Consider the following 23,294-nt stretch of genomic DNA (forward strand, 5'->3'; position numbering starts at 1 on the left):
TTCGGTTTTATTCATCCAGCTTCGGCTGGGGTGAGTCATCCGGGATTTTGACATGAACCTGAATAATACGCCGACTGTCGGCCATCGCCACCTTGAACTGGTAACCGTCGATGTCGATGGTTTCGCCACGCGCCGGGAGATGTCCAAACGCCTGCATCACCAGACCACCGATGGTATCGACCTCTTCATCGCTAAAGTGGGTGCCAAACGCTTCGTTGAAATCTTCGATGGAAGCCAGCGCGCGCACGGTCCAGGTGTGGCGGCTAAGTTGACGGAAGTCGATATCATCTTCTTCGTCATACTCGTCTTCAATCTCACCAACAATCAGTTCCAGGATGTCTTCAATGGTCACCAGACCGGAAACACCGCCGAATTCGTCAATGACGATCGCCATGTGGTAACGCTGAGAGCGAAACTCTTTCAGCATCCGGTCTACGCGCTTACTTTCAGGAACGACAACCGCCTGACGTAACACTTTATCCATGCTGAAGGCTTCAGCATCGCTACGCATAAACGGTAGCAAGTCTTTCGCCATCAGAATCCCTTCAATGTGATCTTTGTCTTCGCTAATCACCGGGAAACGTGAGTGGGCGGACTCGATGATGACATCAAGGCATTCGTCCAGCGTCTGGTTGCGTTTCAGGGTAATCATCTGGGAGCGGGGGATCATGATGTCGCGGACGCGTTGGTCTGCGATGTCCATCACCCCTTCGAGCATATCGCGCGTATCTTCGTCGATAAGGTCGTTCTGCCCGGAATCACGGATCAGCGCCAGCAGTTCGTCACGGTTTTTCGGTTCACCGTGGAAAAGTTGGCTGAGTAACAGGGAGAAAAATCCCTTCTTGTTGCTTATCGTGTCACTACTGTGTGAATTGTCGTCGCTCATGGCGTCGTATGGGTTCTCATGTTAGTTAATCAAAACGCCGTCGTTAATCACCAACGGCGGGGACGTCTGCCAGTCAAATGCCTGGCAAATTATTCTTTCTCGGCAATGTACGGATCCTCATAGCCCAGAGCAAGCATAATCTCTGTTTCGAGGGCTTCCATTTCTTCTGCTTCGTCATCTTCGATGTGATCGTAACCTAACAAATGCAGACTGCCGTGCACCACCATATGCGCCCAGTGCGCTTCCAGTGGTTTGCCTTGCTCCTGTGCTTCCTTCTCAACCACCTGACGGCAGATAACCAGATCGCCCAGCAGCGACATCTCCATGCCAGGCGGCACTTCAAACGGGAAGGAGAGCACGTTGGTCGGCTTATCCTTCCCGCGATAGGTCAGATTCAGACTGTGGCTTTCGGCGGTATCGACCAGGCGAATAGTCACTTCCGATTCTTCCTGAAACTGCGGGATCACCGCATTCAGCCATGTCTGAAACTGGCTCTCTTCCGGCAATCCGGAGTTATCTTCACATGCCAGTTGTAAATCGAGGATCACCTGACTCATTTTTGTTCCTGTTCTTCGCGCTTGCGCTCTGCTGCCAGCGCCGCTTTTCGTTTTTGTTCGGCTTCTTCCCAGGCTTCATAGGCGTTAACGATGCGCGCCACCACCGGGTGACGAACCACGTCTTCGCTGTGGAAGAAGTTAAAGCTGATCTCTTCGACTTCGGCGAGCACCTCAATGGCGTGACGCAAGCCTGACTTGGTATTTCGCGGCAGGTCGATCTGCGTGACGTCACCGGTGATAACCGCTTTTGAGTTAAAACCGATACGGGTCAGGAACATCTTCATCTGTTCGATGGTGGTGTTCTGGCTCTCATCAAGAATGATAAACGCGTCGTTCAGCGTGCGACCACGCATATAGGCCAGCGGTGCGACTTCAATAACGTTGCGCTCAATCAGCTTCTCGACTTTCTCAAAGCCAAGCATTTCAAACAGCGCGTCGTACAGCGGGCGCAGATACGGGTCTACTTTCTGGCTTAAATCGCCAGGCAGGAAGCCCAGTTTCTCACCGGCTTCGACCGCCGGACGAGTCAGCAGAATACGGCGGATTTCCTGACGTTCCAGGGCATCAACCGCCGCAGCCACTGCCAGGTAGGTTTTACCCGTACCCGCCGGGCCAACGCCGAAGGTAATGTCATGGTCGAGAATATTGGCGATGTACTGCGCCTGGTTTGGCGTGCGCGGCTTAATCACGCCGCGTTTGGTCTTGATATTGACCGCTTTGCCGTACTCCGGCACGCTCTCCGCGCTTTGCTCCAGCACTCGCGCTTCTTTAATCGCAAGGTGGATCTGTTCCGGCTCGATATCCTGAATCTGACCGCGCATCGGGGCGGTATCGACATACAGACTACGCAGAATGTCTGCCGCAGCGGTGACGCAAATCGGACGGCCGGTCAGTTTAAAGTGGTTATCGCGGCGATTGATCTCGATGCCGAGACGGCGTTCGAGCTGCTTGATGTTGTCATCAAACGGGCCGCACAGGCTCAACAGACGCGCATTGTCTGCTGGCTCCAGGGTGATTTCGCGAGTGTCTATGTTCAAACCGTTCCTCTTATCTGTATGCCGCCGGAAGCTGAACATTCACCGGCCTATAAGGAAATTATTCACGCCACAGGAAAAAGGCGCAAGCATTGCGATAAAGATGGGGATAAAGAGAGAAAAAACAAGGCCCACCGGAACGGCGGGCCTGAGAATTACGGCTGATAATAACCCACGCCAAGGTCGTTTTCTTTGCGAGTACGGGCAATCACCGATTCTGGTGTTTCTGCCACGCGCAGACCCATTTCATCTTCAGTTCGCACCACTTTACCGCGCAGAGAGTTCGGGTAGACGTCGGTAATTTCTACATCGACGAATTTACCGATCATATCCGGCGTGCCTTCGAAGTTAACCACGCGGTTATTTTCAGTACGACCAGAAAGCTCCATGATGCTCTTACGCGATGTACCTTCTACCAGAATACGCTGGGTGGTGCCGAGCATCCGGCGGCTCCATGCCATCGCCTGCTGATTAATACGCTCTTGCAGAATATACAGACGCTGCTTCTTCTCTTCTTCCGGAACATCATCAACCATATCGGCGGCAGGCGTTCCTGGACGTGCTGAGAAGATAAAGCTGTAGCTCATGTCGAAATTGACGTCGGCAATCAGCTTCATCGTTTTCTCGAAGTCTTCGGTGGTTTCGCCAGGGAAGCCAACGATGAAGTCAGAACTGATCTGAATATCCGGACGCGCCGCACGCAGTTTACGGATGATCGCTTTGTACTCCAGAGCCGTGTGGGTACGCCCCATCAGGTTCAGAATGCGATCGGAACCGCTCTGTACCGGCAGGTGCAGGAAGCTCACCAGCTCCGGCGTGTCGCGATACACTTCGATGATATCGTCGGTGAATTCGATCGGATGGCTGGTGGTAAAGCGAATACGATCGATCCCGTCGATCGCAGCAACCAGACGCAGCAGATCGGCAAACGATCCGGTGGTGCCGTCGTAGTTCTCACCACGCCAGGCGTTCACGTTCTGACCGAGCAGGTTGACTTCACGCACGCCCTGCGCGGCAAGCTGGGCAATCTCAAACAGAATATCGTCGGACGGACGGCTTACCTCTTCACCACGGGTGTAAGGCACCACGCAGTAGGTGCAATATTTATTGCAGCCTTCCATGATGGAGACAAACGCGGTCGGCCCTTCGGCGCGCGGTTCCGGCAGACGGTCGAATTTCTCGATTTCCGGGAAGCTGATATCTACAACCGGGCTGCGGTCGCCGCGCACGGAGTTGATCATCTCCGGCAGGCGGTGCAGCGTTTGCGGCCCAAAAATAATATCGACATAGTGGGCGCGCTGGCGAATGTGCTCGCCTTCTTGCGATGCCACGCAGCCACCGACGCCGATAATCAGGTCTGGATTCTTCTCTTTTAACAGTTTCCAGCGACCCAACTGATGGAAGACTTTTTCCTGAGCCTTCTCGCGGATTGAGCAGGTGTTCAGCAGTAGCACATCCGCTTCTTCCGCCACGTCGGTCAGTTGATAGCCGTGGGTGGCATCCAGCAGATCGGCCATCTTCGATGAATCGTACTCGTTCATCTGACAGCCCCAGGTTTTAATATGGAGTTTTTTGGTCATCGACTTGCTCTTGCGAAATAGTAGCCAGGAATGCAGGGCGCATAGTGTAATGCTTTGCTGCCGTTGTGACCAGTATGAGCGTTATCAGCCCTTGGGGGTAAAAATCCTGTAAACTTAAAGCATATTGCTAACAGGATGATTGACCATGACAAATCAACCAACGGAAATTGCCATTGTCGGCGGAGGAATGGTCGGCGGCGCACTGGCGCTGGGGCTGGCACAGCACGGATTTGCGGTAACGGTAATCGAGCACGCAGAACCCGCGCCGTTTGTGGCCGACAGCCAGCCGGACGTGCGTATTTCAGCGATTAGCGCCGCGTCGGTGTCTCTGCTTAAAGGTTTAGGCGTCTGGGATGCGGTACAGGCCATGCGTTGCCATCCTTATCGCAGACTGGAAACGTGGGAGTGGGAAACGGCGCATGTGGTGTTTGACGCCGCTGAACTTAAGTTACCGCTGCTTGGCTATATGGTGGAAAACACGGTCCTGCAACAGGCGCTGTGGCAGGCGCTGGAAGCGCATCCGAAAGTAACGCTACGTGTGCCAGCCTCGCTGATTGCGCTGCATCGCCATAATGATCTTCAGGAGCTGGAACTGAAGGGCGGCGAAGTGATCCGCGCGCAGCTGGTCATTGGTGCTGATGGCGCAAATTCGCAGGTGCGGCAGATGGCGGGAATCGGTGTTCATGCCTGGCAGTATGCGCAGTTGTGTATGTTGATTAGCGTACAGTGCGAGAACGATCCCGGCGACAGCACCTGGCAGCAGTTTACTCCGGACGGCCCACGCGCGTTTCTGCCGCTGTTTGATAACTGGGCGTCGCTGGTGTGGTATGACTCTCCGGCGCGTATTCGCCAGTTGCAGAATATGAATATGGTGCAGTTGCAGGCGGAGATCGCGAAACATTTCCCGTCGCGTCTCGGTTATGTGACGCCGCTTGCCGCAGGCGCTTTTCCGCTGACGCGCCGTCATGCATTGCAGTATGTTCAGCCGGGGCTGGCGCTGGTGGGCGATGCCGCCCACACCATCCATCCGCTGGCGGGGCAGGGGGTGAATCTTGGTTATCGTGATGTCGATGCCCTGATTGATGTTCTGGTCAACGCCCGCAGCTACGGCGAAGCATGGGCCAGTTATCCGATCCTCAAACGTTACCAGATGCGGCGCATGGCGGATAACTTCATTATGCAGAGCGGTATGGATCTGTTTTATGCCGGATTCAGCAATAATCTGCCGCCGCTGCGTTTTATGCGTAATCTTGGTTTGATGGCGGCGGAGCGTGCTGGCGTACTGAAACGTCAGGCGCTGAAATATGCGTTAGGGTTGTAGCGTAACGGTTGATACCAAAGCTACAAAAGCGTGCGGACGATCCCCTCGCCCCTCGGGGAGGGGTTAGGGTGAGGGGGAAAGCCGCGCCTGAGTGTGCTTCCAGGCTGGTTTGCCCTGAACCGTGAGCCAAATTCAAATTAGCTGTATCAACATCGCATTCGACATTGAATATACGCAGAAAAGCAAAAAGCTCGCCGAAGCGAGCTTTTTTAATGTGGCTGGGGTACGAGGATTCGAACCTCGGAATGCCGGAATCAGAATCCGGTGCCTTACCGCTTGGCGATACCCCAACTGGGTGCACTTACGATGTAAGCGTCTTGAATAAATTGGCTGGGGTACGAGGATTCGAACCTCGGAATGCCGGAATCAGAATCCGGTGCCTTACCGCTTGGCGATACCCCAACAAATTTTTTCGAATTTGCCGAACGTAGTCGACACATTCAGAATTTGGTGGCTACGACGGGATTCGAACCTGTGACCCCATCATTATGAGTGATGTGCTCTAACCAACTGAGCTACGTAGCCAGATTATTTCTTCGATGGCTGGGGTACCTGGATTCGAACCAGGGAATGCCGGTATCAAAAACCGGTGCCTTACCGCTTGGCGATACCCCAATAACCGGGCGGTGAACCGCTTACTCGAAGAAGATGGCTGGGGTACCTGGATTCGAACCAGGGAATGCCGGTATCAAAAACCGGTGCCTTACCGCTTGGCGATACCCCAACAAATTTCTTACAGAATGGAGAACTTCAAACTATATCATTGCCAGCCGATGTGGCTAACTTACAGCGTGGAGATACCCCATCCGCACAACGCTTTCTGGTGAATGGTGCGGGAGGCGAGACTTGAACTCGCACACCTTGCGGCGCCAGAACCTAAATCTGGTGCGTCTACCAATTTCGCCACTCCCGCAAAAAAGATGGTGGCTACGACGGGATTCGAACCTGTGACCCCATCATTATGAGTGATGTGCTCTAACCAACTGAGCTACGTAGCCATCTTTTTTTTTCGCGTTACCTTATCGGCGTTGCGGGGCGCATTATGCGTATAGAGCCTTGCAGCGTCAACCTCTTTTTCAAGGAAAATTGCTCGAAAGTGACTGTTTGGTTAGGTTGCGAACAGCGTGGCGCTATATTCGTCAATTATTGTTTATTTCGTGTTTTTCTCAGTTGTTTTGCTATGCAGGATGAAATTCGGAATTCAACAATAGCGCCCGAGAATTATCCCATGAAATACTGCACCGTTACGATTGGACAGAGCAGGGATTGCGGTGCCCGCATCTTTGCTACCACTTCAGGCGATTTATTGAGGGAATAATATGCTGCGTTTTATCACTGTGCTGGTCAGTGCTTTATTACTTATGCAATCCGCATTTGCCGATACAGCTCGACCGGAAATTGGTAAGTATGTCTTTGGTTATCGTGGTCAGGAAGGGGCAGTGGTCTGGATGATGCGAATCGGGCCGAAAGCGGAAAATGAAGCACTCGTTCAGGTATCTCATGTTGATAATGACATCGATGGTCAGATTTTTCGCTGTAAAGTGAAAGCATTACAGGACGGTGAGAAATCCTATACCGCCGTAATTAAGGGCAAATCTTTTGAGTTATTACGCCTGAAAGAGGGAAATGGCAACCTGCATATCCCGGATGAGCAGGCAACCTGGTCGGTGGCTTACAGTGATGAGTTGTCAAACAGCGATGTAGCAAATCCGGAACATTTCCTCACTGCGTATCAAAATCAACAAGCTCCCCAGTAACTGAAATTGCCCCGGAATTCTCCGGGGCGTTAATACTCTTCTTATTTATACGCTGACTGGTGAACGCCAACCGCGCGACCAGAAGGATCATCCATTTTTTTGAACGCTTCATCCCACTCGATCGCTTTGGCGGAAGAACAGGCGACGGAAGGGCCGCCCGGTACGCACTCTGCTGCGCTCGGAAGCGGGAACAGTTCTTCAAAGATTTCCCGGTACAGATATGCTTCTTTGGAAGTTGGCGTGTTGTACGGGAAGCGGAAGCGGGCAGTTTCCAGTTGCTGATCAGTAACCTGCTGCGCCGCTACTTCTTTCAGAGTGTCGATCCAGCTATAACCGACGCCATCAGAGAACTGCTCTTTCTGCCGCCAGGCCACGCTTGCGGGCAGATACGACTCAAAACATTCACGCAGGATGTGTTTTTCCATTTTCCCGTTACCGCACATTTTATCCTGTGGGTTAATGCGCATCGCCACATCGAGGAATTTCTTGTCGAGGAACGGAACGCGCGCTTCCACGCCCCAGGCTGACATCGCTTTGTTGGCGCGCGCGCAGTCATACATATGTAGAGCCAGCAGTTTACGTACTGTCTCTTCATGCAGCTCTTTGGCGTTTGGTGCTTTGTGGAAATAAAGATAACCACCAAACACTTCGTCAGAACCTTCGCCTGACAACACCATTTTAATGCCCATCGCTTTGATCTTACGCGACATTAAATACATCGGTGTTGAAGCGCGAATAGTGGTCACATCATACGTTTCGATGTGGTAAATCACATCGCGGATGGCATCCAGACCTTCCTGTACAGTGAAGTGAATTTCGTGATGCACAGTGCCCAGATGGTTTGCCACTTCCTGTGCCGCTTTCAGATCCGGTGAACCCGGCAGACCCACGGCAAAAGAGTGCAACTGCGGCCACCAGGCTTCGGAACGTTCCTGATCTTCCACGCGACGGGCGGCGTATTTCTTGGTTATAGCGGAAATAATTGAGGAATCCAGACCACCCGAGAGCAGCACGCCGTACGGCACATCGGACATCAGATGGCTTTTAACGGAATCCTCCAGCGCCTGGCGCAGCTCGTTTTTGTCGGTCACGTTATCTTTCACCGCATCGTAGTCGAACCAGTCGCGGTGATAATAAGAACGGATTTCGCCGTCCTGACTCCATAAATAGCTTCCTGCCGGGAATTCTTTAATGGTGCGGCAAACCGGCACCAGGGCTTTCATTTCTGAGGCTACATACAGTTGACCGTGTTCGTCATAACCCATATACAGCGGGATGATCCCCAGATGGTCGCGACCAATCAGATATGCATCTTTTTCGCTGTCATACAGGGCAAAGGCGAACATGCCCTGCAAATCGTCGAGAAATTCCGCCCCTTTTTCCTGATACAGCGCGAGGATCACTTCGCAGTCAGATCCAGTCTGGAACTGGTAACGATCGCCATACTCGGCGCGCAATGCCTGGTGGTTGTAGATTTCACCGTTTACCGCCAGTACGTGGGTTTTTTGTTGGTTGTAGAGAGGTTGCGCCCCCGCGTTAACGTCAACAATTGACAGACGTTCGTGGGCGAGAATGGCGTTATCGCTGGCATAAATACCGGACCAGTCCGGGCCACGATGACGCATCAGGCGTGACAGCTCGAGTGCTTTCTTGCGCAGCTCAACTGCGTCTGTTTTTATATCGAATACGCCAAAAATTGAACACATAACCTTCTCCGTTAACCTGGTGTTTGCTGCTTGTTGTGTTTGCTTGTTTAAAAAAATGCCGCAAAGCAGCACTGTGCGCAAGCGATTTGGCGGTGGAAAAATAAAAAACGTAATGGTGATTGCTGATTGATGAAACAGGGTAGGGTGTAGTGGCGTGTTTATTGATGAATCGATAATTTTTGACGTGTTTTATTGAATGGATGAGTTTTGGCGAGCGGTGAAAATAAAAAACCACGTCCTGAGACGTGGTTGATATTCAGATAACGTCGATTTCAGCGACCGACGGGTAAATCCAGCTTGGGCGGAACGGCATACTGTCGATATCGTCGAGCGACGAAACACCAGAAAGCACCAGAATCGTCTCCAGACCGGCCTGGAAGCCCGCCAGAATGTCGGTACGCAGGTTATCGCCGACAATCACTGTTTCTTCCGAGTGCGCCTGCATTTTGTTTAATGCTGCGCGGATGATCCACGGACTCGGCTTACCGACATAAAAAGGTTTACGCCCGGAGATTTTCTCAATACCTGCGCACAATGCGCCGCAGGCCGGATAAAAACCGCGCCCGTGAGTATCCGGGTTAGTGGCGATAAAGCGTGCACCGTTGGCGACGAAATACGCCGCTTTATGCATCATATCCCAGTTGTATGAGCGCGTTTCGCCAACAATCACAAAATCAGGATTCACGTCCGTAATAGTGAAACCGGCTTTATACAGCTCATGGATCAGCGCGCCTTCGCCCACCACATACGCTTTTTTACCTTCCTGGCGGCGCAGGAAATCGGCGGTCGCCATCGCGGAGGTATAAAACACGCTGTCCGGCACATCGACACCGGCAGTGGCAAAGCGGTTCGCCAGATCCTGCCCGGTCTGCGAAGGATAGTTGGTCAGCAACACCAGCGGCAGGCCTTTATCCATAATCCCGTGCAAAAATTCCGCTGCACCCGGTACGGCGACGTTATCGTGCATCAGCACGCCGTCGATATCGCAAATTACATTTTTAATGGTCATGGACTACCCAGAATATTGACAACAATAAGCGCCACTATAAAAGCACATTAATTTTCCAGCAAATGCTGGAGCAAAATACCGTTGAGCATGGCGCGTTTTACCAGCGCAAAAGCGCCGATTGCCGAGCGGTGATCCAGTTCGGAACGCACTACCGGCAGATTAGTGCGAAACGCCTTCAGCGCCTGAGTATTAATGCAACTTTCAATAGCAGGGAGCAGCACCTTATCGGCTTCAGTTATCTCACCGGCAATAACAATTTTTTGCGGATTAAATAAGTTGATAGCAATGGCGATGGTTTTGCCCAGATGACGACCGACGTACTCAATCACTTCCGACGCCAGACCGTCGCCTTTGTTCGCAGCTTTGCAGATAGTTTTGATGGTGCAGTCATCCAGCGGCACGCGGCTCTGGTAGCCCTGCTTTAACAGATTCAACACCCGCTGTTCAATGGCGGCGTTGGCAGCGATAGTTTCCAGACAGCCAAAGTTGCCGCAGTGGCAGCGTTCACCCAGTGGTTCGACCTGAATATGACCAATTTCACCGACGTTGCCGTTGCGACCGATAAAAATGCGCCCGTTAGAGATAATTCCGGCCCCGGTTCCGCGATGTACTCGCACCAGAATGGAGTCTTCGCAATCCTGACTAGCACCGAAGTAGTGCTCTGCCAGCGCCAGACTACGGATATCGTGACCGACAAAACAGGTCACTTTAAAACGCTCTTCCAGTGCCTCTACCAGCCCCCAGTTTTCCACCTGAATATGCGGCATGTAATGAATTTTACCGTTGTCCGGGTCAACAAGCCCTGGCAGGATCACGGAAATCGCGATCAGCTCGCGCAGCTTGCGCTGATAGCTATCAATAAACTGAGCAATGGCATTCAGCAGGGCATGTTCCAGCGTCTGCTGGGTACGTTCCGGCAGCGGATAATGTTCTTCTGCCAGCACTTTGCTGCTGAGATCAAACAGAGTGATGGTGGCATCGTGACGACCGAGTCGTACGCCGATAGCGTGGAAATTACGAGTTTCAGTGACGATGGAGATAGCGCGGCGGCCCCCGGTGGAGGCCTGCTGATCGACTTCTTTGATCAGCCCGCGTTCGATAAGTTGGCGTGTAATTTTAGTTACGCTGGCGGGGGCAAGCTGGCTTTGCTCAGCAATCTGAATCCGCGAGATTGGCCCGAACTGGTCAATCAGGCGATAAACCGCCGCGCTGTTAAGCTGTTTTACGAGATCAACATTACCTATCTGAGCTTGTCCGCCTGGTGTCATACTTTCTCTTATTGAGTTACGACCTCGTTACCATTAACGATGGTCCTGGTGATTTTAAAATCAGGTGTGAATGCGGTCAGGTTGGCCACTTTGCCTGCGGCGAGCGTGCCGAGACGTTTTTCAACGCCAATTGCACGTGCCGGGTAGAGCGTCGCCATACGCAGCACTTCATCCAGTGCGATACCGCAATGTTCGACCAGATTACGCACGCCTTCAATCATGGTTAATGATGAACCGCTTAACGTACCATTTTCATCCACACAAAGCCCGTTGCGGTAGTATATTGTTTTACCCGCAAAAATGAACTGTTCAATATTGGCGCCTGCTGGTGCAGTAGCGTCGGTGACCAGACACAGTTTGTCGCCTTTCAGACGTTTGGCGTTGCGGATGTTAGCGTAATCAACGTGCAGGCCATCGGCAATAATACCGCAATAAATGTCTGCTTCGTCGAGAATTGCACCTGCCAGCCCCGGTTCGCGACCAGTAATATACGGCATCGCGTTATACAGATGGGTGGCAAAAGTAATACCTGCGCGGAAACCGGCTTTCGCTTCTTTCAACGTCGCGTTGGAGTGACCAGCAGAAACCACAATCCCGGCATTTGCCAGTTTGCTGATGACTTCCGCAGGAACCATTTCCGGTGCCAGGGTAACTTTAGTAATCACATCAGCGTTTTCGCACAGGAAATCAACCAGTGCAGCATCGGGTTTACGCACGAAATTCGGGTTATGAGTGCCTTTTTTCACCAGGTTCAGCCACGGACCTTCCAGATGCAGACCTAAGGCCTGATTCGGATGTTTTGCCAGGTACTCACGCATTACGCGCACACCCTGTTTCATCAGGTCATCGCTGGTAGTGATAAGTGTCGGCAGATAGTTAGTACAGCCTGATTTCTCATTGGCTTTCTGCATGATTTCCAGCGTTTCAACGCTTACCGCTTCCGCAGTGTCGTTGAACTGCACGCCGCCGCAGCCGTTTAACTGCACATCAATAAAACCGGGGGAGAGAATGGCTCCGTTCAGTGAACGTTGTTCAATCTCTGACGGCAGTTCCGCAACCGGACAGACGCTTTTAATCAGGCCATCAGCGATAACAACCGCGTGGTCATCAAGAAATTCGTGACCGGTAAAGATCCGGCCCTGGGTTAATGCATACATTCCGACCCCCGATTTTAAAGATAATATTGCCCTGAACAAGGTGTCAGGGCAGGGATAATAATTACAGACCTTTGATATTTTCTGCTTCTAATTCATTGAAATATCTTAAGGTCTTAACTTTCAGCTCCATGGTGGAAGGTTCATCGCACACCATGATCGCTTTCGGATGCAGTTGCAGACAGCTGATGGTCCACATATGGTTAACGCAACCTTCAACTGCGGCTTGCAGCGCCAGTGCTTTCTGGCTACCCAGAACCAGAATCATCACTTCTTCGGCATCCAGCAATGTACCAACACCGACAGTCAGGGCATATTTTGGCACCTGATTAACATCGTTATCAAAGAAACGAGAGTTCGCGACGCGCGTGTCATGAGTCAGGGTTTTGATACGGGTGCGAGAAGCCAGAGAAGAGGCTGGTTCGTTAAATGCGATGTGACCGTCGTTACCTACGCCGCCCATAAACAGATGAATTTTACCGTAAGAGCGGATTTTTTCTTCATACTGGCGGCACTCGGCGTCGATATCCGGGGCGTTACCGTTGAGAAGGTTTATATTTTCTGCTGGAATATCAACGTGATCGAAGAAATTACGGTGCATAAAGCTGTAGTAACTTTCCGGATGCTCTTTCGGCAGACCGACATATTCATCCATGTTGAAGGTGACAACGTGCTTAAAGCTGACCTGGCCTGCTTTATGCATTTCGACTAACGCTTTATAGGTGGTCATCGGTGTGCCGCCAGTCGGCAGACCGAGCACGAACGGACGATCGGCAGTCGGTTTGAACGCGTTGATACGATTAACGATATGGCGAGCAGCCCATTTGCCGACCTGTTCAGCGGTAGTCAGGGGGATCAGTCTCATTATTCACCTCAATAAGTAAAATGTAAGCCGTTGGCGGATTAGGCATCTTTAAGCGTAACCTGGATTTGCGCAGACAGGCGTCAATCCGACCTGATTTTTTGAATGATAAAATAAGTTTTCTGGTTTAGCCAGTAAAAGGGAGTAATGATAACGATATTTGGTGACAAAACTCACAAAAGACACGCGTTTAATTTGCGGTACGAATTAATTTTTTACACACTCTGTAGCAGATGATCTAACAATATGATTACAGAACATCGGCAGTACAGTTTGCAGCAAAATAAAAAACGGCTTTAAACGAGCCAAATAGGGTTCTCGTAGGGGGAATAAGATGAATATTTTAGGGTTTTTTCAGCGACTCGGTAGGGCGTTACAGCTCCCTATCGCGGTGCTGCCGGTGGCGGCACTGTTGCTGCGATTCGGTCAGCCAGATTTACTTAACGTTGCGTTTATTGCCCAGGCGGGCGGCGCGATTTTTGATAACCTCGCATTAATCTTCGCCATCGGCGTGGCATCCAGCTGGTCCAAAGACAGCGCAGGTGCGGCGGCGCTGGCGGGTGCGGTAGGTTACTTTGTGTTAACCAAAGCGATGGTGACCATCAACCCGGAAATCAACATGGGTGTACTGGCGGGTATCATTACCGGTCTGGTCGGTGGTGCAGCCTATAACCGCTGGTCCGATATTAAACTGCCGGACTTCCTGAGCTTCTTCGGTGGTAAACGTTTTGTGCCGATTGCCACTGGCTTCTTCTGCCTGGTATTGGCGGCTATTTTTGGTTATGTCTGGCCACCGGTGCAGCACGCTATTCATGCTGGTGGTGAATGGATCGTTTCTGCGGGCGCGCTGGGTTCCGGTATCTTTGGTTTCATCAACCGTCTGCTGATCCCAACCGGTCTGCATCAGGTGCTGAACACCATCGCCTGGTTCCAGATTGGTGAATTCACCAACGCGGCGGGGACGGTTTTCCACGGCGACATCAACCGCTTCTATGCCGGTGACGGCACTGCGGGGATGTTCATGTCCGGTTTCTTCCCGATCATGATGTTCGGTCTGCCGGGGGCGGCACTGGCGATGTACTTCGCAGCACCGAAAGAGCGTCGTCCGATGGTTGGCGGGATGCTGCTTTCCGTTGCTATCACCGCGTTCCTGACTGGTGTTACCGAGCCGCTGGAATTCCTGTTCATGTTCCTTGCTCCGCTGCTGTATCTCCTGCACGCACTGCTGACCGGTATCAGCCTGTTTGTGGCAACGCTGCTGGGTATTCACGCGGGCTTCTCTTTCTCTGCGGGCGCCATCGACTATGCGTTGATGTATAACCTGCCGGCAGCCAGCCAGAACGTCTGGATGCTGCTGGTGATGGGCGTTATCTTCTTCGTTATCTACTTTGTGGTGTTCAGTGCGGTCATTCGCATGTTCAACCTGAAAACGCCAGGCCGTGAAGATAAAGAAGACGAAATTGTTACTGAAGAAGCCAACAGCAACACTGAAGAAGGTCTGACTCAACTGGCAACCAACTATATTGCTGCGGTTGGCGGTAGCGACAACCTGAAAGCGATTGACGCCTGTATTACTCGTCTGCGCCTGACGGTGGGGGACTCAGCCCGCGTCAACGATGCGATGTGTAAACGTCTGGGTGCTTCTGGGGTGGTGAAACTGAACAAACAGACCATCCAGGTGATTGTTGGTGCGAAAGCGGAATCTATCGGTGATGCGATGAAGAAAGTCGTTGCTCGTGGTCCGGTAGCTGCTGCTTCTGCTGAAGCTGCTCCGGCAACAGCCGCTCCGGTTGCGAAACCACAGGCTGTACCAAACGCAGTGTCTATCGCTGAGCTGGTATCGCCGATCACTGGTGATGTTGTCGCACTGGATCAGGTGCCTGACGAAGCATTTGCCAGCAAAGCGGTGGGTGACGGCGTGGCGGTGAAACCGACGGATAAAATCGTTGTATCACCAGCCGCAGGGACTATCGTAAAAATCTTCAACACCAACCACGCGTTCTGCCTGGAAACCGAAAAAGGCGCCGAGATCGTCGTCCACATGGGTATCGATACCGTGGCGCTGGAAGGTAAAGGCTTTAAGCGTCTGGTGGAAGAGGGAGCGCAGGTAAGTGCAGGGCAACCGATTCTGGAAATGGATCTGGATTACCTGAATGCTAACGCTCGTTCGATGATTAGCCCGGTGGTTTGCAGCAATATCGACGATTTCAGCGGTCTGATCATTAAAGCCCAGGGTCATGTTGTGGCGGGTCAAACGCCGCTGTATGAAATCAAAAAGTAATCTGTTTCATGCCTGATGCGACGCTTGACGCGTCTTATCAGGCCTACAAAGCTCAGTCCAGGTTGGATAAGACGCACCAGCGTCGCATCCAACAATGACACAGGAGTGGCAAAAGCGGCGGATATCATCTTCGCCGCTTTTTTTTTCATCAATCATCCCCATAATCTCAGTGAGATTTTCTATTTTCTCTAACTAACAGTTGTCAGCCTGTCCCGCTTATAAGATCATACGCCGTTATACGTTGTTTACGCTTTGAGGAATCCACGATGAGTGAGGCAGAAGCCCGCCCGACTAACTTTATTCGTCAGATCATTGATGAAGATCTGGCCAGTGGCAAGCACACCACAGTACACACCCGTTTCCCGCCAGAACCAAATGGCTATCTGCATATTGGTCATGCGAAATCTATCTGCCTGAACTTCGGGATCGCCCAGGACTATAAAGGCCAGTGCAACCTGCGTTTCGACGATACTAACCCGGTAAAAGAAGATATCGAGTACGTAGAGTCGATCAAAAACGACGTTGAATGGTTAGGTTTTCACTGGTCTGGTAACGTTCGTTACTCCTCCGACTATTTTGATCAGCTCCATGCCTATGCGATCGAATTGATCAATAAAGGCCTGGCGTATGTCGATGAACTGACGCCGGAACAGATCCGCGAATATCGTGGCACCCTGACGCAGCCGGGTAAAAACAGCCCGTACCGCGACCGCAGCGTTGAAGAGAACCTGGCGCTGTTCGAAAAAATGCGTACCGGCGGTTTTGAAGAAGGTAAAGCCTGCCTGCGTGCGAAAATCGACATGGCTTCGCCGTTTATCGTGATGCGCGATCCGGTGCTGTACCGTATTAAATTTGCTGAACACCACCAGACCGGCAACAAGTGGTGCATCTACCCGATGTACGACTTCACCCACTGCATCAGCGATGCGCTGGAAGGCATTACGCACTCTCTGTGTACGCTGGAGTTCCAGGACAACCGTCGTCTGTACGACTGGGTTCTGGACAACATCACCATTCCTGTTCATCCGCGCCAGTACGAATTCTCGCGCCTGAATCTGGAATACACCGTGATGTCCAAGCGTAAGCTGAACCAGTTGGTGACTGACAAGCACGTAGAAGGCTGGGACGATCCGCGTATGCCGACCATTTCTGGTCTGCGTCGTCGTGGTTATACCGCAGCTTCTATTCGTGAGTTCTGCAAACGCATCGGCGTGACCAAGCAGGACAACACCATTGAGATGGCATCTCTGGAATCCTGCATCCGTGAAGACCTCAACGAAAACGCGCCGCGTGCAATGGCGGTTATCGATCCAGTGAAACTGGTTATCGAAAACTATCAGGGCGAAGGCGAAATGGTCACCATGCCGAACCATCCGAACAAACCGGAAATGGGTAGCCGTCAGGTGCCGTTTAGCAGTGAGATTTGGATCGATCGCGCTGATTTCCGCGAAGAAGCTAACAAGCAGTACAAGCGTCTGGTGCTGGGTAAAGAAGTGCGTCTGCGTAATGCTTACGTGATTAAAGCGGAACGTGTGGAGAAAGATGCCGAAGGCAATATCACCACCATCTTCTGTACTTACGATGCCGACACCTTAAGCAAAGATCCGGCTGATGGTCGTAAAGTCAAAGGCGTTATTCACTGGGTAAGCGCGGCACATGCGCTGCCGGTTGAAATCCGCCTGTACGATCGCCTGTTCAGCGTGCCGAATCCAGGCGCTGCGGATGATTTCCTGTCGGTGATTAATCCGGAATCGCTGGTTATCAAACAGGGCTTTGCTGAACCGTCGCTGAAAGACGCGGTAGCGGGTAAAGCGTTCCAGTTTGAGCGTGAAGGTTACTTCTGCCTCGACAGCCGCCATTCTACGGCGGAAAAACCGGTATTTAACCGCACCGTTGGGCTGCGTGATACCTGGGCGAAGGTTGGCGAGTAATTTTAAGTTTCACCATGCAGGATGCGGCGTAAATGCCGCATCCTGCAAGAAACACACAAACAGTCTCAAACGCTAAATTGCCTGATGCGCTACGCTTATCAGACCTACGTGAACTCTGCAATGTATTGAATTTGCGTGCTTTTGTAGGCCGGATAAGGCGTTTACGCCTGAAATATACAAACAATCCCAAACGCCGCGCTCTGCGGCGTTTTTTCTGCTTATCATCGCGAATTAATTCCGCTTCGCAATTTATCCGTAAAATAAATTTAAAACCACAAATCATAATTCAATAAAATGTAACCGTTTTCATCCTACTGGAAAGCCACATATTTTTTCTTCTACAAGCTCTTCTGCTGCAAACTTAAATCCTGTAACAAAAATCATCAAAATATGTGCGGTTGCTCATGTTCTTACATTCTCGTTACAGAAAGAGATTGATAATTCGCGTCGCGAAAAATAGTCTGTTCCTGTAGTCAGCGAGACTTTTCTCAACGCTACTTTTTTAATTTTTATTTTTTTCGCTGTTCACCTGCGGTGCAGCAATTTATACGTCAAAGAGGATTAACCCATGCGTGCGTTTAGTGGCAAACGTAGTACGCTGGCGCTGGCTATCGCCGGTGTTACAGCAATGTCGGGCTTTATGGCAATACCGGAGGCTCGCGCCGAAGGATTCATCGACGATTCAACCTTAACCGGCGGTATCTATTACTGGCAGCGTGAACGTGACCGTAAAGATGTTACCGACGGCGACAAATACAAAACAAACCTTTCTCACTCCACCTGGAACGCCAACCTCGATTTTCAGTCTGGTTATGCTGCTGATATGTTCGGCCTCGATATTGCCGCGTTTACGGCGATTGAAATGGCGGAAAACGGCGACAGCTCCCACCCGAACGAAATCGCGTTTTCAAAAAGTAATAAAGCTTATGACGAAGACTGGTCCGGCGATAAAAGCGGTATAAGCCTGTATAAAGCAGCTGCCAAATTTAAATACGGTCCGGTGTGGGCGAGGGCAGGTTATATTCAGCCAACCGGTCAGACGCTGTTAGCACCGCACTGGAGCTTTATGCCGGGCACTTATCAGGGCGCGGAAGCCGGGGCTAATTTTGATTACGGCGATGCAGGCGCGCTGAGCTTCTCCTACATGTGGACGAACGAATATAAAGCGCCGTGGCATCTGGAAATGGATGAGTTTTATCAGAACGATAAAACCACCAAAGTTGATTATCTGCACTCCCTCGGGGCGAAGTACGACTTCAAAAATAACTTCGTACTGGAAGCGGCGTTTGGGCAGGCTGAAGGGTATATCGATCAGTATTTTGCCAAAGCCAGCTATAAATTTGATATCGCCGGTAGCCCGTTAACCACCAGCTATCAGTTCTACGGTACGCGCGACAAAGTTGACGATCGCAGCGTCAACGATCTTTACGACGGCACCGCCTGGCTGCAGGCGTTGACCTTTGGCTACCGGGCGGCTGACGTAGTGGATTTGCGCCTCGAAGGCACCTGGGTTAAAGCCGATGGTCAGCAGGGATACTTCCTGCAACGTATGACCCCAACTTACGCTTCCTCGAACGGTCGCCTGGATATCTGGTGGGATAACCGCTCTGACTTTAACGCCAACGGCGAAAAAGCGGTCTTCTTCGGTGCGATGTATGACCTGAAAAACTGGAATCTTCCCGGCTTCGCCATCGGCGCTTCCTACGTTTATGCATGGGATGCCAAACCAGCGACATGGCAGAGCAATCCGGATGCGTACTACGACAAAAACCGGACTATCGAAGAGTCTGCTTACAGCCTGGATGCGGTCTACACCATTCAGGATGGTCGCGCCAAAGGCACGATGTTCAAACTGCACTTCACCGAATACGACAACCACTCCGACATTCCAAGCTGGGGCGGCGGTTACGGCAACATCTTCCAGGATGAGCGTGACGTGAAATTCATGGTTATCGCACCGTTCACTATCTTCTGATGCCCGATGCGGCAGGCATTTCACCTGCCGCACGTTTGAGGAATTTGCTATGAAAAAACTGATTCTCATCGCCATGATGGCATCGGGGCTGGTGGCTTGTGCGCAATCGACCGCGCCACAGGAAGACAGCCGTCTGAAAGAGGCATACAGCGCCTGTATCAATACCGCACAAGGCTCGCCGGAAAAAATTGAGGCCTGCCAGAGCGTGTTAAACGTGCTGAAGAAAGAGAAACAACATCAGCAGTTTGCCGACCAGGAAAGTGTACGGGTGCTGGATTATCAGCAGTGTCTGCGCGCAACGCAAACCGGTAATGACCAGGCAGTGAAAACCGATTGTGATAAAGTCTGGCAGGAAATTCGCAGTAATAACGCTACGCAGTAAAAACAAAAAAGCGAGGGCTGTAACTTTTGCATCAAACTGGTGACAAAATCCAAAAGGACTCGGACAGTCCCCTCGCCCCTTCGGGGAGAGGGTTAGGGTGAGGGGAAAAACGTACCCACATTGACAAGTGAGCCAGTTTATCAACAACCTCAAGCGAGGGCTGTAACTCTCGCTTTTCTTATTTCCAGTGTATAAAAAAGCCAACCTGCAGGTTGGCTTTTCTCGTTCAGGCTGGCTTATTTGCCTTCGTGCGCGTGCTCATCTTCGCGGCAATCGCCTTCGGCACAGTGACCGTAAAGATAGAGACTATGGTTAGTCAGGCGAATGCCATGTTTCGCGGCTATTTCACGCTGACGCGCTTCGATAGATTCATCACTAAATTCAATAACCTTGCCGCAGTCGAGGCAGATCAGGTGATCGTGGTGATGTTGTTGGGTCAGTTCAAATACGGATTTACCGCCTTCAAAATTGTGGCGGGTGACGATACCGGCATCGTCAAACTGGTTCAGTACGCGATATACCGTAGCCAGACCAATTTCTTCACCCATATCGATCAGACGTTTATATAAATCTTCCGCACTGACGTGATGGTTGTCCGGCTCCTGAAGAACTTCCAGGATTTTTAAACGAGGAAGCGTTACTTTCAGGCCAGCTTTCTTTAGGGCGGTATTGTTATCAGTCATGCGGAATCTGTCCTGTTACTAAGCGGTTCACTTCATTAGAAGAAGTGACAGAATTTGCTCTTGAGATAATGCGTATCATTATAGAATTGCCACGCCTAAATGAAAACCACAAGTCCCTGGCAAATATTGTTAATAAAAACGTGGCTTAGCTTACATTTACATCGGCAAGGCCACTTCAATACTGGAACATTGTACAGGTACTACGGCAAAAGTTACAAATTTGTAGCAATTATTTTGATTGGCATTATCTATTAATACGGCGTAGGCATTAGCCTACACCGCATCACATCAGGCGTTGATAATTTCGTCGAGATGCAGCTCTTCAGAAATTTGCTTAACCCATTTTTCCACGCGTTCAGCGGTCAGTTCTGGCTGACGGTCTTCGTCAATAGCCAGGCCGACAAAGTGGTCGTCATCTGCCAGACCTTTTGACGCTTCGAAATGGTAGCCCGCAGTTGGCCAGTGACCCACGATAGTCGCGCCGCGCGGTTCGATGATGTCACGGATAGTGCCTAATGCATCACAGAAATATTCGGCGTAATCTTCCTGGTCACCACAACCAAACAGCGCAACCAGTTTACCATTGAAATCAATCTCTTCGAGAGTCGGGAAGAAGTCGTCCCAGTCACACTGCGCTTCGCCGTAATACCAGGTTGGGATACCCAGCAGCAGAATGTCATAAGCTTCCAGATCTTCTTTGCTGCTTTTTGCAATGTCATGGACATCGGCAACGTCTTTACCAAGCTGTTTTTGAATCATTTTTGCGATATTTTCGGTATTACCGGTGTCGCTGCCGAAAAAGATGCCAGTGATAGCCATGAGTGAAATAACCTCTTGAAACTTATTGAAATGGGGGTGGCAAATTGCCCACGGATAAAGGCAATCATAGCAGAACAGGCAGTCTTGCGGAATCAGCAAACGGGCAGGACTGCACACTGTGCTACATGAAAGTGGAAATTTAAACGATGCCCTGACTACGCAGTGCCGCCAACTGCTGCATCAAAATCTCTTCGATCAGTTCGCTACGGCTCATATTGCGCGACTCTGCCAGCTCATTCAGCGCCTCGACAGCTTCCGCGTTCAGCTTCAGTTCGACACGCTTAAGACCACGTACTTTGTCGCGTTTTAGCTGGTTGCGTTTATTAATACGCAGCTGTTCATCGCGCGAAAGCGGATTGGTTTTCGGTCGTCCCGGTCGACGCTCGTGCGCGAACAGATCTAATGTCGTACGGTCCGTTTGTTCTTTGGCCATGATCTTGGTGACTTCGGGGGAAACAATCAGCCGGGCGTCTGCCCGGATGGATAGCGCGCCATAATACATCAGCGCGATGAGTCACGCCAACGCCCACGCGCGGAAAGCGACGCAGACGCTGGGTTTTTAATCAGTTGCGTTAATCATTGAGATAGCGACGGATGGCGCGCAGTACCGCATCAGGTTTTTCTGCGTGTACCCAGTGACCCGCACCCGCAATCACATGCGCCCGAGCCTGCGGGAATTGCGCCAGTAAATCATCACGATATTGTTCAGTGACATACGGTGAATTACCGCCGGGGATAAACAGGGCAGGGTGATCCCATGCCGGAATTTTCGTCCAGCCAACAATATGCGGATACTGATCCCACAACACTGGCACGTTAAAACGCCATTCACCATCAACGTAAGATTTCAGCAGAAACTGAATCACCCCTTCTTCATTCAGATGCTGGCGCATCACCGCTGCTGCCTGCTGTCGCGTTTGCGCGTTGGATTCACTGACGGCGTTGATGGCTGCGAAAATCTCATCATGACGACGAACGTGATAATCGACGGGGGCAATATCGATAGCCACCAGTTTATCGATGCGGTCGGGGGCCAGTGCAGTTAGCGCCATAACGGCTTTACCGCCCATAGAGTGACCGATAAACGTCGCTTTTTCGATCTGTTGTGCATCCAGCGTATCCAGCAGATCTTGCGCCATTGCTGGATAATTCATCACAGGATCGCGCGGTGAAAGTCCGTGGTTACGCATATCTACCTGGATGATATCGTGGTCGCTCACCAGGTCGCGCGCCAGCACGCCGAGGTTGTCGAGACTACCAAACAAACCGTGGACGAGGACGATGGGAGAATTATTATGCTGGTTTTGTGCAGATTGCGCGCGGATATTCAATTTCATGGCAAAGTTCTTTTTTTCGCGAAGTCGGGTTAGGGTATTATGTTGACCATTGTGCCACAGGGCTGCAACAAATAAGGTTTAATCCGAGTTTTTCTGCAAGCCAGGCTTGACGCTATCCGCTGCCGGGATTTATTCATATACTCCTGGCGACTTGTATTCAGCTAAGACACCGCACTGGATTAAGATGAAAACGATTGAAGTTGATGATGAACTCTACAGCTATATTGCCAGCCACACTAAGCATATCGGCGAGAGCGCATCCGACATTTTACGGCGCATGTTGAAATTTTCCGCCGCATCACAGCCTGCTGCTCCGGTGACGAAAGAGGTTCGCATTGCGTCGCCTGCTATCGTCGAAGCGAAGCCGATCAAAACGATTAAAGACAAAGTACGCGCAATGCGTGAACTTCTGCTTTCCGATGAATACGCAGAGCAGAAGCGCGCGGTCAACCGCTTTATGCTGCTGTTGTCTACACTATATTCTCTTGACGCCCAGGCGTTTGCCGAGGCAACGGAATCGTTGCACGGTCGCACGCGCGTTTACTTTGCGGCAGATGAACAAACGCTGCTGAAAAATGGTAATCAGACCAAGCCGAAACATGTGCCAGGCACGCCGTATTGGGTGATCACCAACACTAACACTGGCCGTAAATGCAGCATGATTGAACATATCATGCAGTCGATGCAATTCCCGGCGGAATTGATTGAGAAGGTTTGCGGGACAATTTAAAACAACGTTGCAGATAAAGGAC

At 51.2% G+C, this 23,294-nt stretch carries 22 protein-coding genes and 7 tRNA genes; 7 read left to right on the forward strand and 22 right to left on the reverse strand.

From position 1 onward, the window contains the following. Positions 1 to 7: 7 nt before the first annotated feature. The 4 genes from corC to miaB all read right to left on the reverse strand — a co-directional run bounded on the left by corC (position 8) and on the right by miaB (position 4,057). Positions 8 to 886, reverse strand: coding sequence for a CNNM family magnesium/cobalt transport protein CorC (gene corC / locus HEM79_RS06120; protein WP_001278605.1), 879 nt, complete (start codon positions 884 to 886; stop codon positions 8 to 10). Between the two features lie 89 nt (positions 887 to 975). Then, positions 976 to 1,443, reverse strand: a complete 468-nt coding sequence (gene ybeY, locus HEM79_RS06125) for an rRNA maturation RNase YbeY (RefSeq protein ID WP_000084457.1) — start codon at positions 1,441 to 1,443, stop codon at positions 976 to 978. Next, complete coding sequence (locus tag HEM79_RS06130; protein ID WP_002430212.1) at positions 1,440 to 2,480, reverse strand: PhoH family protein; 1,041 nt, start codon at positions 2,478 to 2,480, stop codon at positions 1,440 to 1,442. Before HEM79_RS06130 ends, ybeY begins: the two co-directional genes overlap by 4 nt. Before the next feature lie 152 nt (positions 2,481 to 2,632). Next, positions 2,633 to 4,057 (reverse strand): tRNA (N6-isopentenyl adenosine(37)-C2)-methylthiotransferase MiaB, encoded by a 1,425-nt coding sequence (gene miaB, locus HEM79_RS06135; RefSeq protein ID WP_000162740.1) that lies wholly within the window; start codon positions 4,055 to 4,057, stop codon positions 2,633 to 2,635. Between the two features lie 145 nt (positions 4,058 to 4,202). Between miaB and ubiF the strand changes: the two genes are divergently transcribed. After that, positions 4,203 to 5,378 (forward strand): 3-demethoxyubiquinol 3-hydroxylase, encoded by a 1,176-nt coding sequence (gene ubiF / locus HEM79_RS06140; RefSeq protein ID WP_176242968.1) that lies wholly within the window; start codon positions 4,203 to 4,205, stop codon positions 5,376 to 5,378. A 215-nt stretch (positions 5,379 to 5,593) separates the two neighbouring features. Here the strand turns inward: ubiF and HEM79_RS06145 are convergent. From HEM79_RS06145 to HEM79_RS06175, 7 genes are all read right to left on the reverse strand, one after another. Continuing rightward, a tRNA-Gln gene (locus HEM79_RS06145) sits at positions 5,594 to 5,668 on the reverse strand. A 37-nt stretch (positions 5,669 to 5,705) separates the two neighbouring features. Continuing rightward, positions 5,706 to 5,780 (reverse strand) — tRNA-Gln (locus HEM79_RS06150). Between the two features lie 46 nt (positions 5,781 to 5,826). Continuing rightward, positions 5,827 to 5,903 (reverse strand) — tRNA-Met (locus HEM79_RS06155). Positions 5,904 to 5,918: 15 nt separating this feature from the next. Next, a tRNA-Gln gene (locus tag HEM79_RS06160) sits at positions 5,919 to 5,993 on the reverse strand. 34 nt (positions 5,994 to 6,027) lie between these two features. Next, a tRNA-Gln gene (locus tag HEM79_RS06165) sits at positions 6,028 to 6,102 on the reverse strand. Positions 6,103 to 6,206: 104 nt separating this feature from the next. After that, positions 6,207 to 6,291 (reverse strand) — tRNA-Leu (locus HEM79_RS06170). Positions 6,292 to 6,299: 8 nt separating this feature from the next. After that, positions 6,300 to 6,376, reverse strand: a tRNA-Met gene (locus HEM79_RS06175). A 321-nt stretch (positions 6,377 to 6,697) separates the two neighbouring features. On the opposite strand from HEM79_RS06175, the gene HEM79_RS06180 reads away from it, so the two are divergent. Next, complete coding sequence (locus HEM79_RS06180; RefSeq protein WP_176242967.1) at positions 6,698 to 7,135, forward strand: hypothetical protein; 438 nt, start codon at positions 6,698 to 6,700, stop codon at positions 7,133 to 7,135. Between the two features lie 41 nt (positions 7,136 to 7,176). Here the strand turns inward: HEM79_RS06180 and asnB are convergent, their stop codons facing one another. The 5 genes from asnB to nagB form a co-directional block, all read right to left on the reverse strand. Further along, positions 7,177 to 8,841, reverse strand: a complete 1,665-nt coding sequence (asnB, locus tag HEM79_RS06185; protein WP_105284740.1) for an asparagine synthase B — start codon at positions 8,839 to 8,841, stop codon at positions 7,177 to 7,179. 256 nt (positions 8,842 to 9,097) lie between these two features. Then, complete coding sequence (gene nagD, locus HEM79_RS06190; protein ID WP_000153129.1) at positions 9,098 to 9,850, reverse strand: ribonucleotide monophosphatase NagD; 753 nt, start codon at positions 9,848 to 9,850, stop codon at positions 9,098 to 9,100. A 47-nt stretch (positions 9,851 to 9,897) separates the two neighbouring features. Further along, a complete protein-coding gene (nagC, locus tag HEM79_RS06195; protein ID WP_176242966.1) occupies positions 9,898 to 11,118 on the reverse strand; it encodes a DNA-binding transcriptional regulator NagC in 1,221 nt (406 codons plus the stop codon). Positions 11,119 to 11,126: 8 nt separating this feature from the next. Continuing rightward, positions 11,127 to 12,275, reverse strand: coding sequence for an N-acetylglucosamine-6-phosphate deacetylase (gene nagA / locus HEM79_RS06200; RefSeq protein WP_000271177.1), 1,149 nt, complete (start codon positions 12,273 to 12,275; stop codon positions 11,127 to 11,129). A 61-nt stretch (positions 12,276 to 12,336) separates the two neighbouring features. Continuing rightward, on the reverse strand, positions 12,337 to 13,137 hold the full coding sequence (gene nagB / locus HEM79_RS06205) for a glucosamine-6-phosphate deaminase (RefSeq protein ID WP_001237072.1): 801 nt from the start codon (positions 13,135 to 13,137) through the stop codon (positions 12,337 to 12,339). 331 nt (positions 13,138 to 13,468) lie between these two features. Between nagB and nagE the strand changes: the two genes are divergently transcribed. Next, entirely contained in the window at positions 13,469 to 15,415 is a 1,947-nt protein-coding gene (nagE, locus tag HEM79_RS06210) for a PTS N-acetyl glucosamine transporter subunit IIABC (protein ID WP_176242965.1), read from the forward strand. Here the strand turns inward: nagE and HEM79_RS06215 are convergent. Further along, positions 15,385 to 15,564 carry a hypothetical protein gene (locus HEM79_RS06215; RefSeq protein WP_176242964.1) on the reverse strand — a complete coding sequence of 60 codons (180 nt, stop codon included), beginning with the start codon at positions 15,562 to 15,564 and terminating at the stop codon, positions 15,385 to 15,387. The two genes, nagE and HEM79_RS06215, sit on opposite strands and share 31 nt — an antisense overlap. Positions 15,565 to 15,681: 117 nt before the next feature. Between HEM79_RS06215 and glnS the strand changes: the two genes are divergently transcribed. The 3 genes from glnS (at position 15,682) to chiQ (ending at position 19,703) form a co-directional block, all read left to right on the forward strand. Further along, entirely contained in the window at positions 15,682 to 17,346 is a 1,665-nt protein-coding gene (gene glnS, locus HEM79_RS06220; protein ID WP_176242963.1) for a glutamine--tRNA ligase, read from the forward strand. A 568-nt stretch (positions 17,347 to 17,914) separates the two neighbouring features. Then, the gene (gene chiP, locus HEM79_RS06225; protein ID WP_001201179.1) at positions 17,915 to 19,321 is read left to right on the forward strand and encodes a chitoporin ChiP; all 1,407 of its coding nucleotides are present in this window, start codon (positions 17,915 to 17,917) and stop codon (positions 19,319 to 19,321) included. A 49-nt stretch (positions 19,322 to 19,370) separates the two neighbouring features. Beyond that, a complete protein-coding gene (gene chiQ / locus HEM79_RS06230; RefSeq protein ID WP_176242962.1) occupies positions 19,371 to 19,703 on the forward strand; it encodes a ChiQ/YbfN family lipoprotein in 333 nt (110 codons plus the stop codon). A 236-nt stretch (positions 19,704 to 19,939) separates the two neighbouring features. On the opposite strand, the gene fur is transcribed toward chiQ, so the two are convergent. The 5 genes from fur to ybfF form a co-directional block, all read right to left on the reverse strand. Further along, positions 19,940 to 20,386 carry a ferric iron uptake transcriptional regulator gene (gene fur / locus HEM79_RS06235; RefSeq protein WP_000131706.1) on the reverse strand — a complete coding sequence of 149 codons (447 nt, stop codon included), beginning with the start codon at positions 20,384 to 20,386 and terminating at the stop codon, positions 19,940 to 19,942. Beyond that, positions 20,379 to 20,465 carry a fur leader peptide gene (gene uof, locus HEM79_RS06240; RefSeq protein ID WP_001406816.1) on the reverse strand — a complete coding sequence of 29 codons (87 nt, stop codon included), beginning with the start codon at positions 20,463 to 20,465 and terminating at the stop codon, positions 20,379 to 20,381. The genes fur and uof overlap by 8 nt, the downstream gene beginning before the upstream one ends. A 209-nt stretch (positions 20,466 to 20,674) precedes the next feature. Continuing rightward, complete coding sequence (gene fldA, locus HEM79_RS06245) at positions 20,675 to 21,205, reverse strand: flavodoxin FldA (RefSeq protein ID WP_010346538.1); 531 nt, start codon at positions 21,203 to 21,205, stop codon at positions 20,675 to 20,677. Positions 21,206 to 21,344: 139 nt separating this feature from the next. Beyond that, positions 21,345 to 21,638: a LexA regulated protein gene (gene ybfE / locus HEM79_RS06250; protein ID WP_024165168.1), complete on the reverse strand. Its 294-nt coding sequence runs from the start codon at positions 21,636 to 21,638 to the stop codon at positions 21,345 to 21,347. Between the two features lie 139 nt (positions 21,639 to 21,777). Then, positions 21,778 to 22,542, reverse strand: a complete 765-nt coding sequence (ybfF, locus tag HEM79_RS06255; protein WP_016159081.1) for an esterase — start codon at positions 22,540 to 22,542, stop codon at positions 21,778 to 21,780. Positions 22,543 to 22,726: 184 nt separating this feature from the next. Here ybfF and seqA point away from each other — a divergent pair, with 184 nt between their 5' ends. Continuing rightward, positions 22,727 to 23,272, forward strand: a complete 546-nt coding sequence (gene seqA / locus HEM79_RS06260; protein WP_001515978.1) for a replication initiation negative regulator SeqA — start codon at positions 22,727 to 22,729, stop codon at positions 23,270 to 23,272. Positions 23,273 to 23,294 lie beyond the last annotated feature (22 nt).

This window comes from Escherichia sp. 93.0816 (assembly GCF_013368855.2).
Taxonomy (GTDB): domain Bacteria; phylum Pseudomonadota; class Gammaproteobacteria; order Enterobacterales; family Enterobacteriaceae; genus Escherichia; species Escherichia ruysiae.

Excerpts from the sequence above, each read along its gene's own strand:
- corC (WP_001278605.1), bottom strand. The coding sequence starts at position 886 with ATGAGCGACGACAATTCACACAGTAGTGACACGATAAGCAACAAGAAG.
- ybeY (WP_000084457.1), bottom strand. The coding sequence starts at position 1,443 with ATGAGTCAGGTGATCCTCGATTTACAACTGGCATGTGAAGATAACTCC.
- miaB (WP_000162740.1), bottom strand. The coding sequence starts at position 4,057 with ATGACCAAAAAACTCCATATTAAAACCTGGGGCTGTCAGATGAACGAG.
- ubiF (WP_176242968.1), top strand. The coding sequence starts at position 4,203 with ATGACAAATCAACCAACGGAAATTGCCATTGTCGGCGGAGGAATGGTC.
- HEM79_RS06180 (WP_176242967.1), top strand. The coding sequence starts at position 6,698 with ATGCTGCGTTTTATCACTGTGCTGGTCAGTGCTTTATTACTTATGCAA.
- asnB (WP_105284740.1), bottom strand. The coding sequence starts at position 8,841 with ATGTGTTCAATTTTTGGCGTATTCGATATAAAAACAGACGCAGTTGAG.
- nagD (WP_000153129.1), bottom strand. The coding sequence starts at position 9,850 with ATGACCATTAAAAATGTAATTTGCGATATCGACGGCGTGCTGATGCAC.
- nagC (WP_176242966.1), bottom strand. The coding sequence starts at position 11,118 with ATGACACCAGGCGGACAAGCTCAGATAGGTAATGTTGATCTCGTAAAA.
- nagA (WP_000271177.1), bottom strand. The coding sequence starts at position 12,275 with ATGTATGCATTAACCCAGGGCCGGATCTTTACCGGTCACGAATTTCTT.
- nagB (WP_001237072.1), bottom strand. The coding sequence starts at position 13,137 with ATGAGACTGATCCCCCTGACTACCGCTGAACAGGTCGGCAAATGGGCT.
- nagE (WP_176242965.1), top strand. The coding sequence starts at position 13,469 with ATGAATATTTTAGGGTTTTTTCAGCGACTCGGTAGGGCGTTACAGCTC.
- HEM79_RS06215 (WP_176242964.1), bottom strand. The coding sequence starts at position 15,564 with ATGAAAAAAAAAGCGGCGAAGATGATATCCGCCGCTTTTGCCACTCCT.
- glnS (WP_176242963.1), top strand. The coding sequence starts at position 15,682 with ATGAGTGAGGCAGAAGCCCGCCCGACTAACTTTATTCGTCAGATCATT.
- chiP (WP_001201179.1), top strand. The coding sequence starts at position 17,915 with ATGCGTGCGTTTAGTGGCAAACGTAGTACGCTGGCGCTGGCTATCGCC.
- chiQ (WP_176242962.1), top strand. The coding sequence starts at position 19,371 with ATGAAAAAACTGATTCTCATCGCCATGATGGCATCGGGGCTGGTGGCT.
- fur (WP_000131706.1), bottom strand. The coding sequence starts at position 20,386 with ATGACTGATAACAATACCGCCCTAAAGAAAGCTGGCCTGAAAGTAACG.
- uof (WP_001406816.1), bottom strand. The coding sequence starts at position 20,465 with ATGATACGCATTATCTCAAGAGCAAATTCTGTCACTTCTTCTAATGAA.
- fldA (WP_010346538.1), bottom strand. The coding sequence starts at position 21,205 with ATGGCTATCACTGGCATCTTTTTCGGCAGCGACACCGGTAATACCGAA.
- ybfE (WP_024165168.1), bottom strand. The coding sequence starts at position 21,638 with ATGGCCAAAGAACAAACGGACCGTACGACATTAGATCTGTTCGCGCAC.
- ybfF (WP_016159081.1), bottom strand. The coding sequence starts at position 22,542 with ATGAAATTGAATATCCGCGCGCAATCTGCACAAAACCAGCATAATAAT.
- seqA (WP_001515978.1), top strand. The coding sequence starts at position 22,727 with ATGAAAACGATTGAAGTTGATGATGAACTCTACAGCTATATTGCCAGC.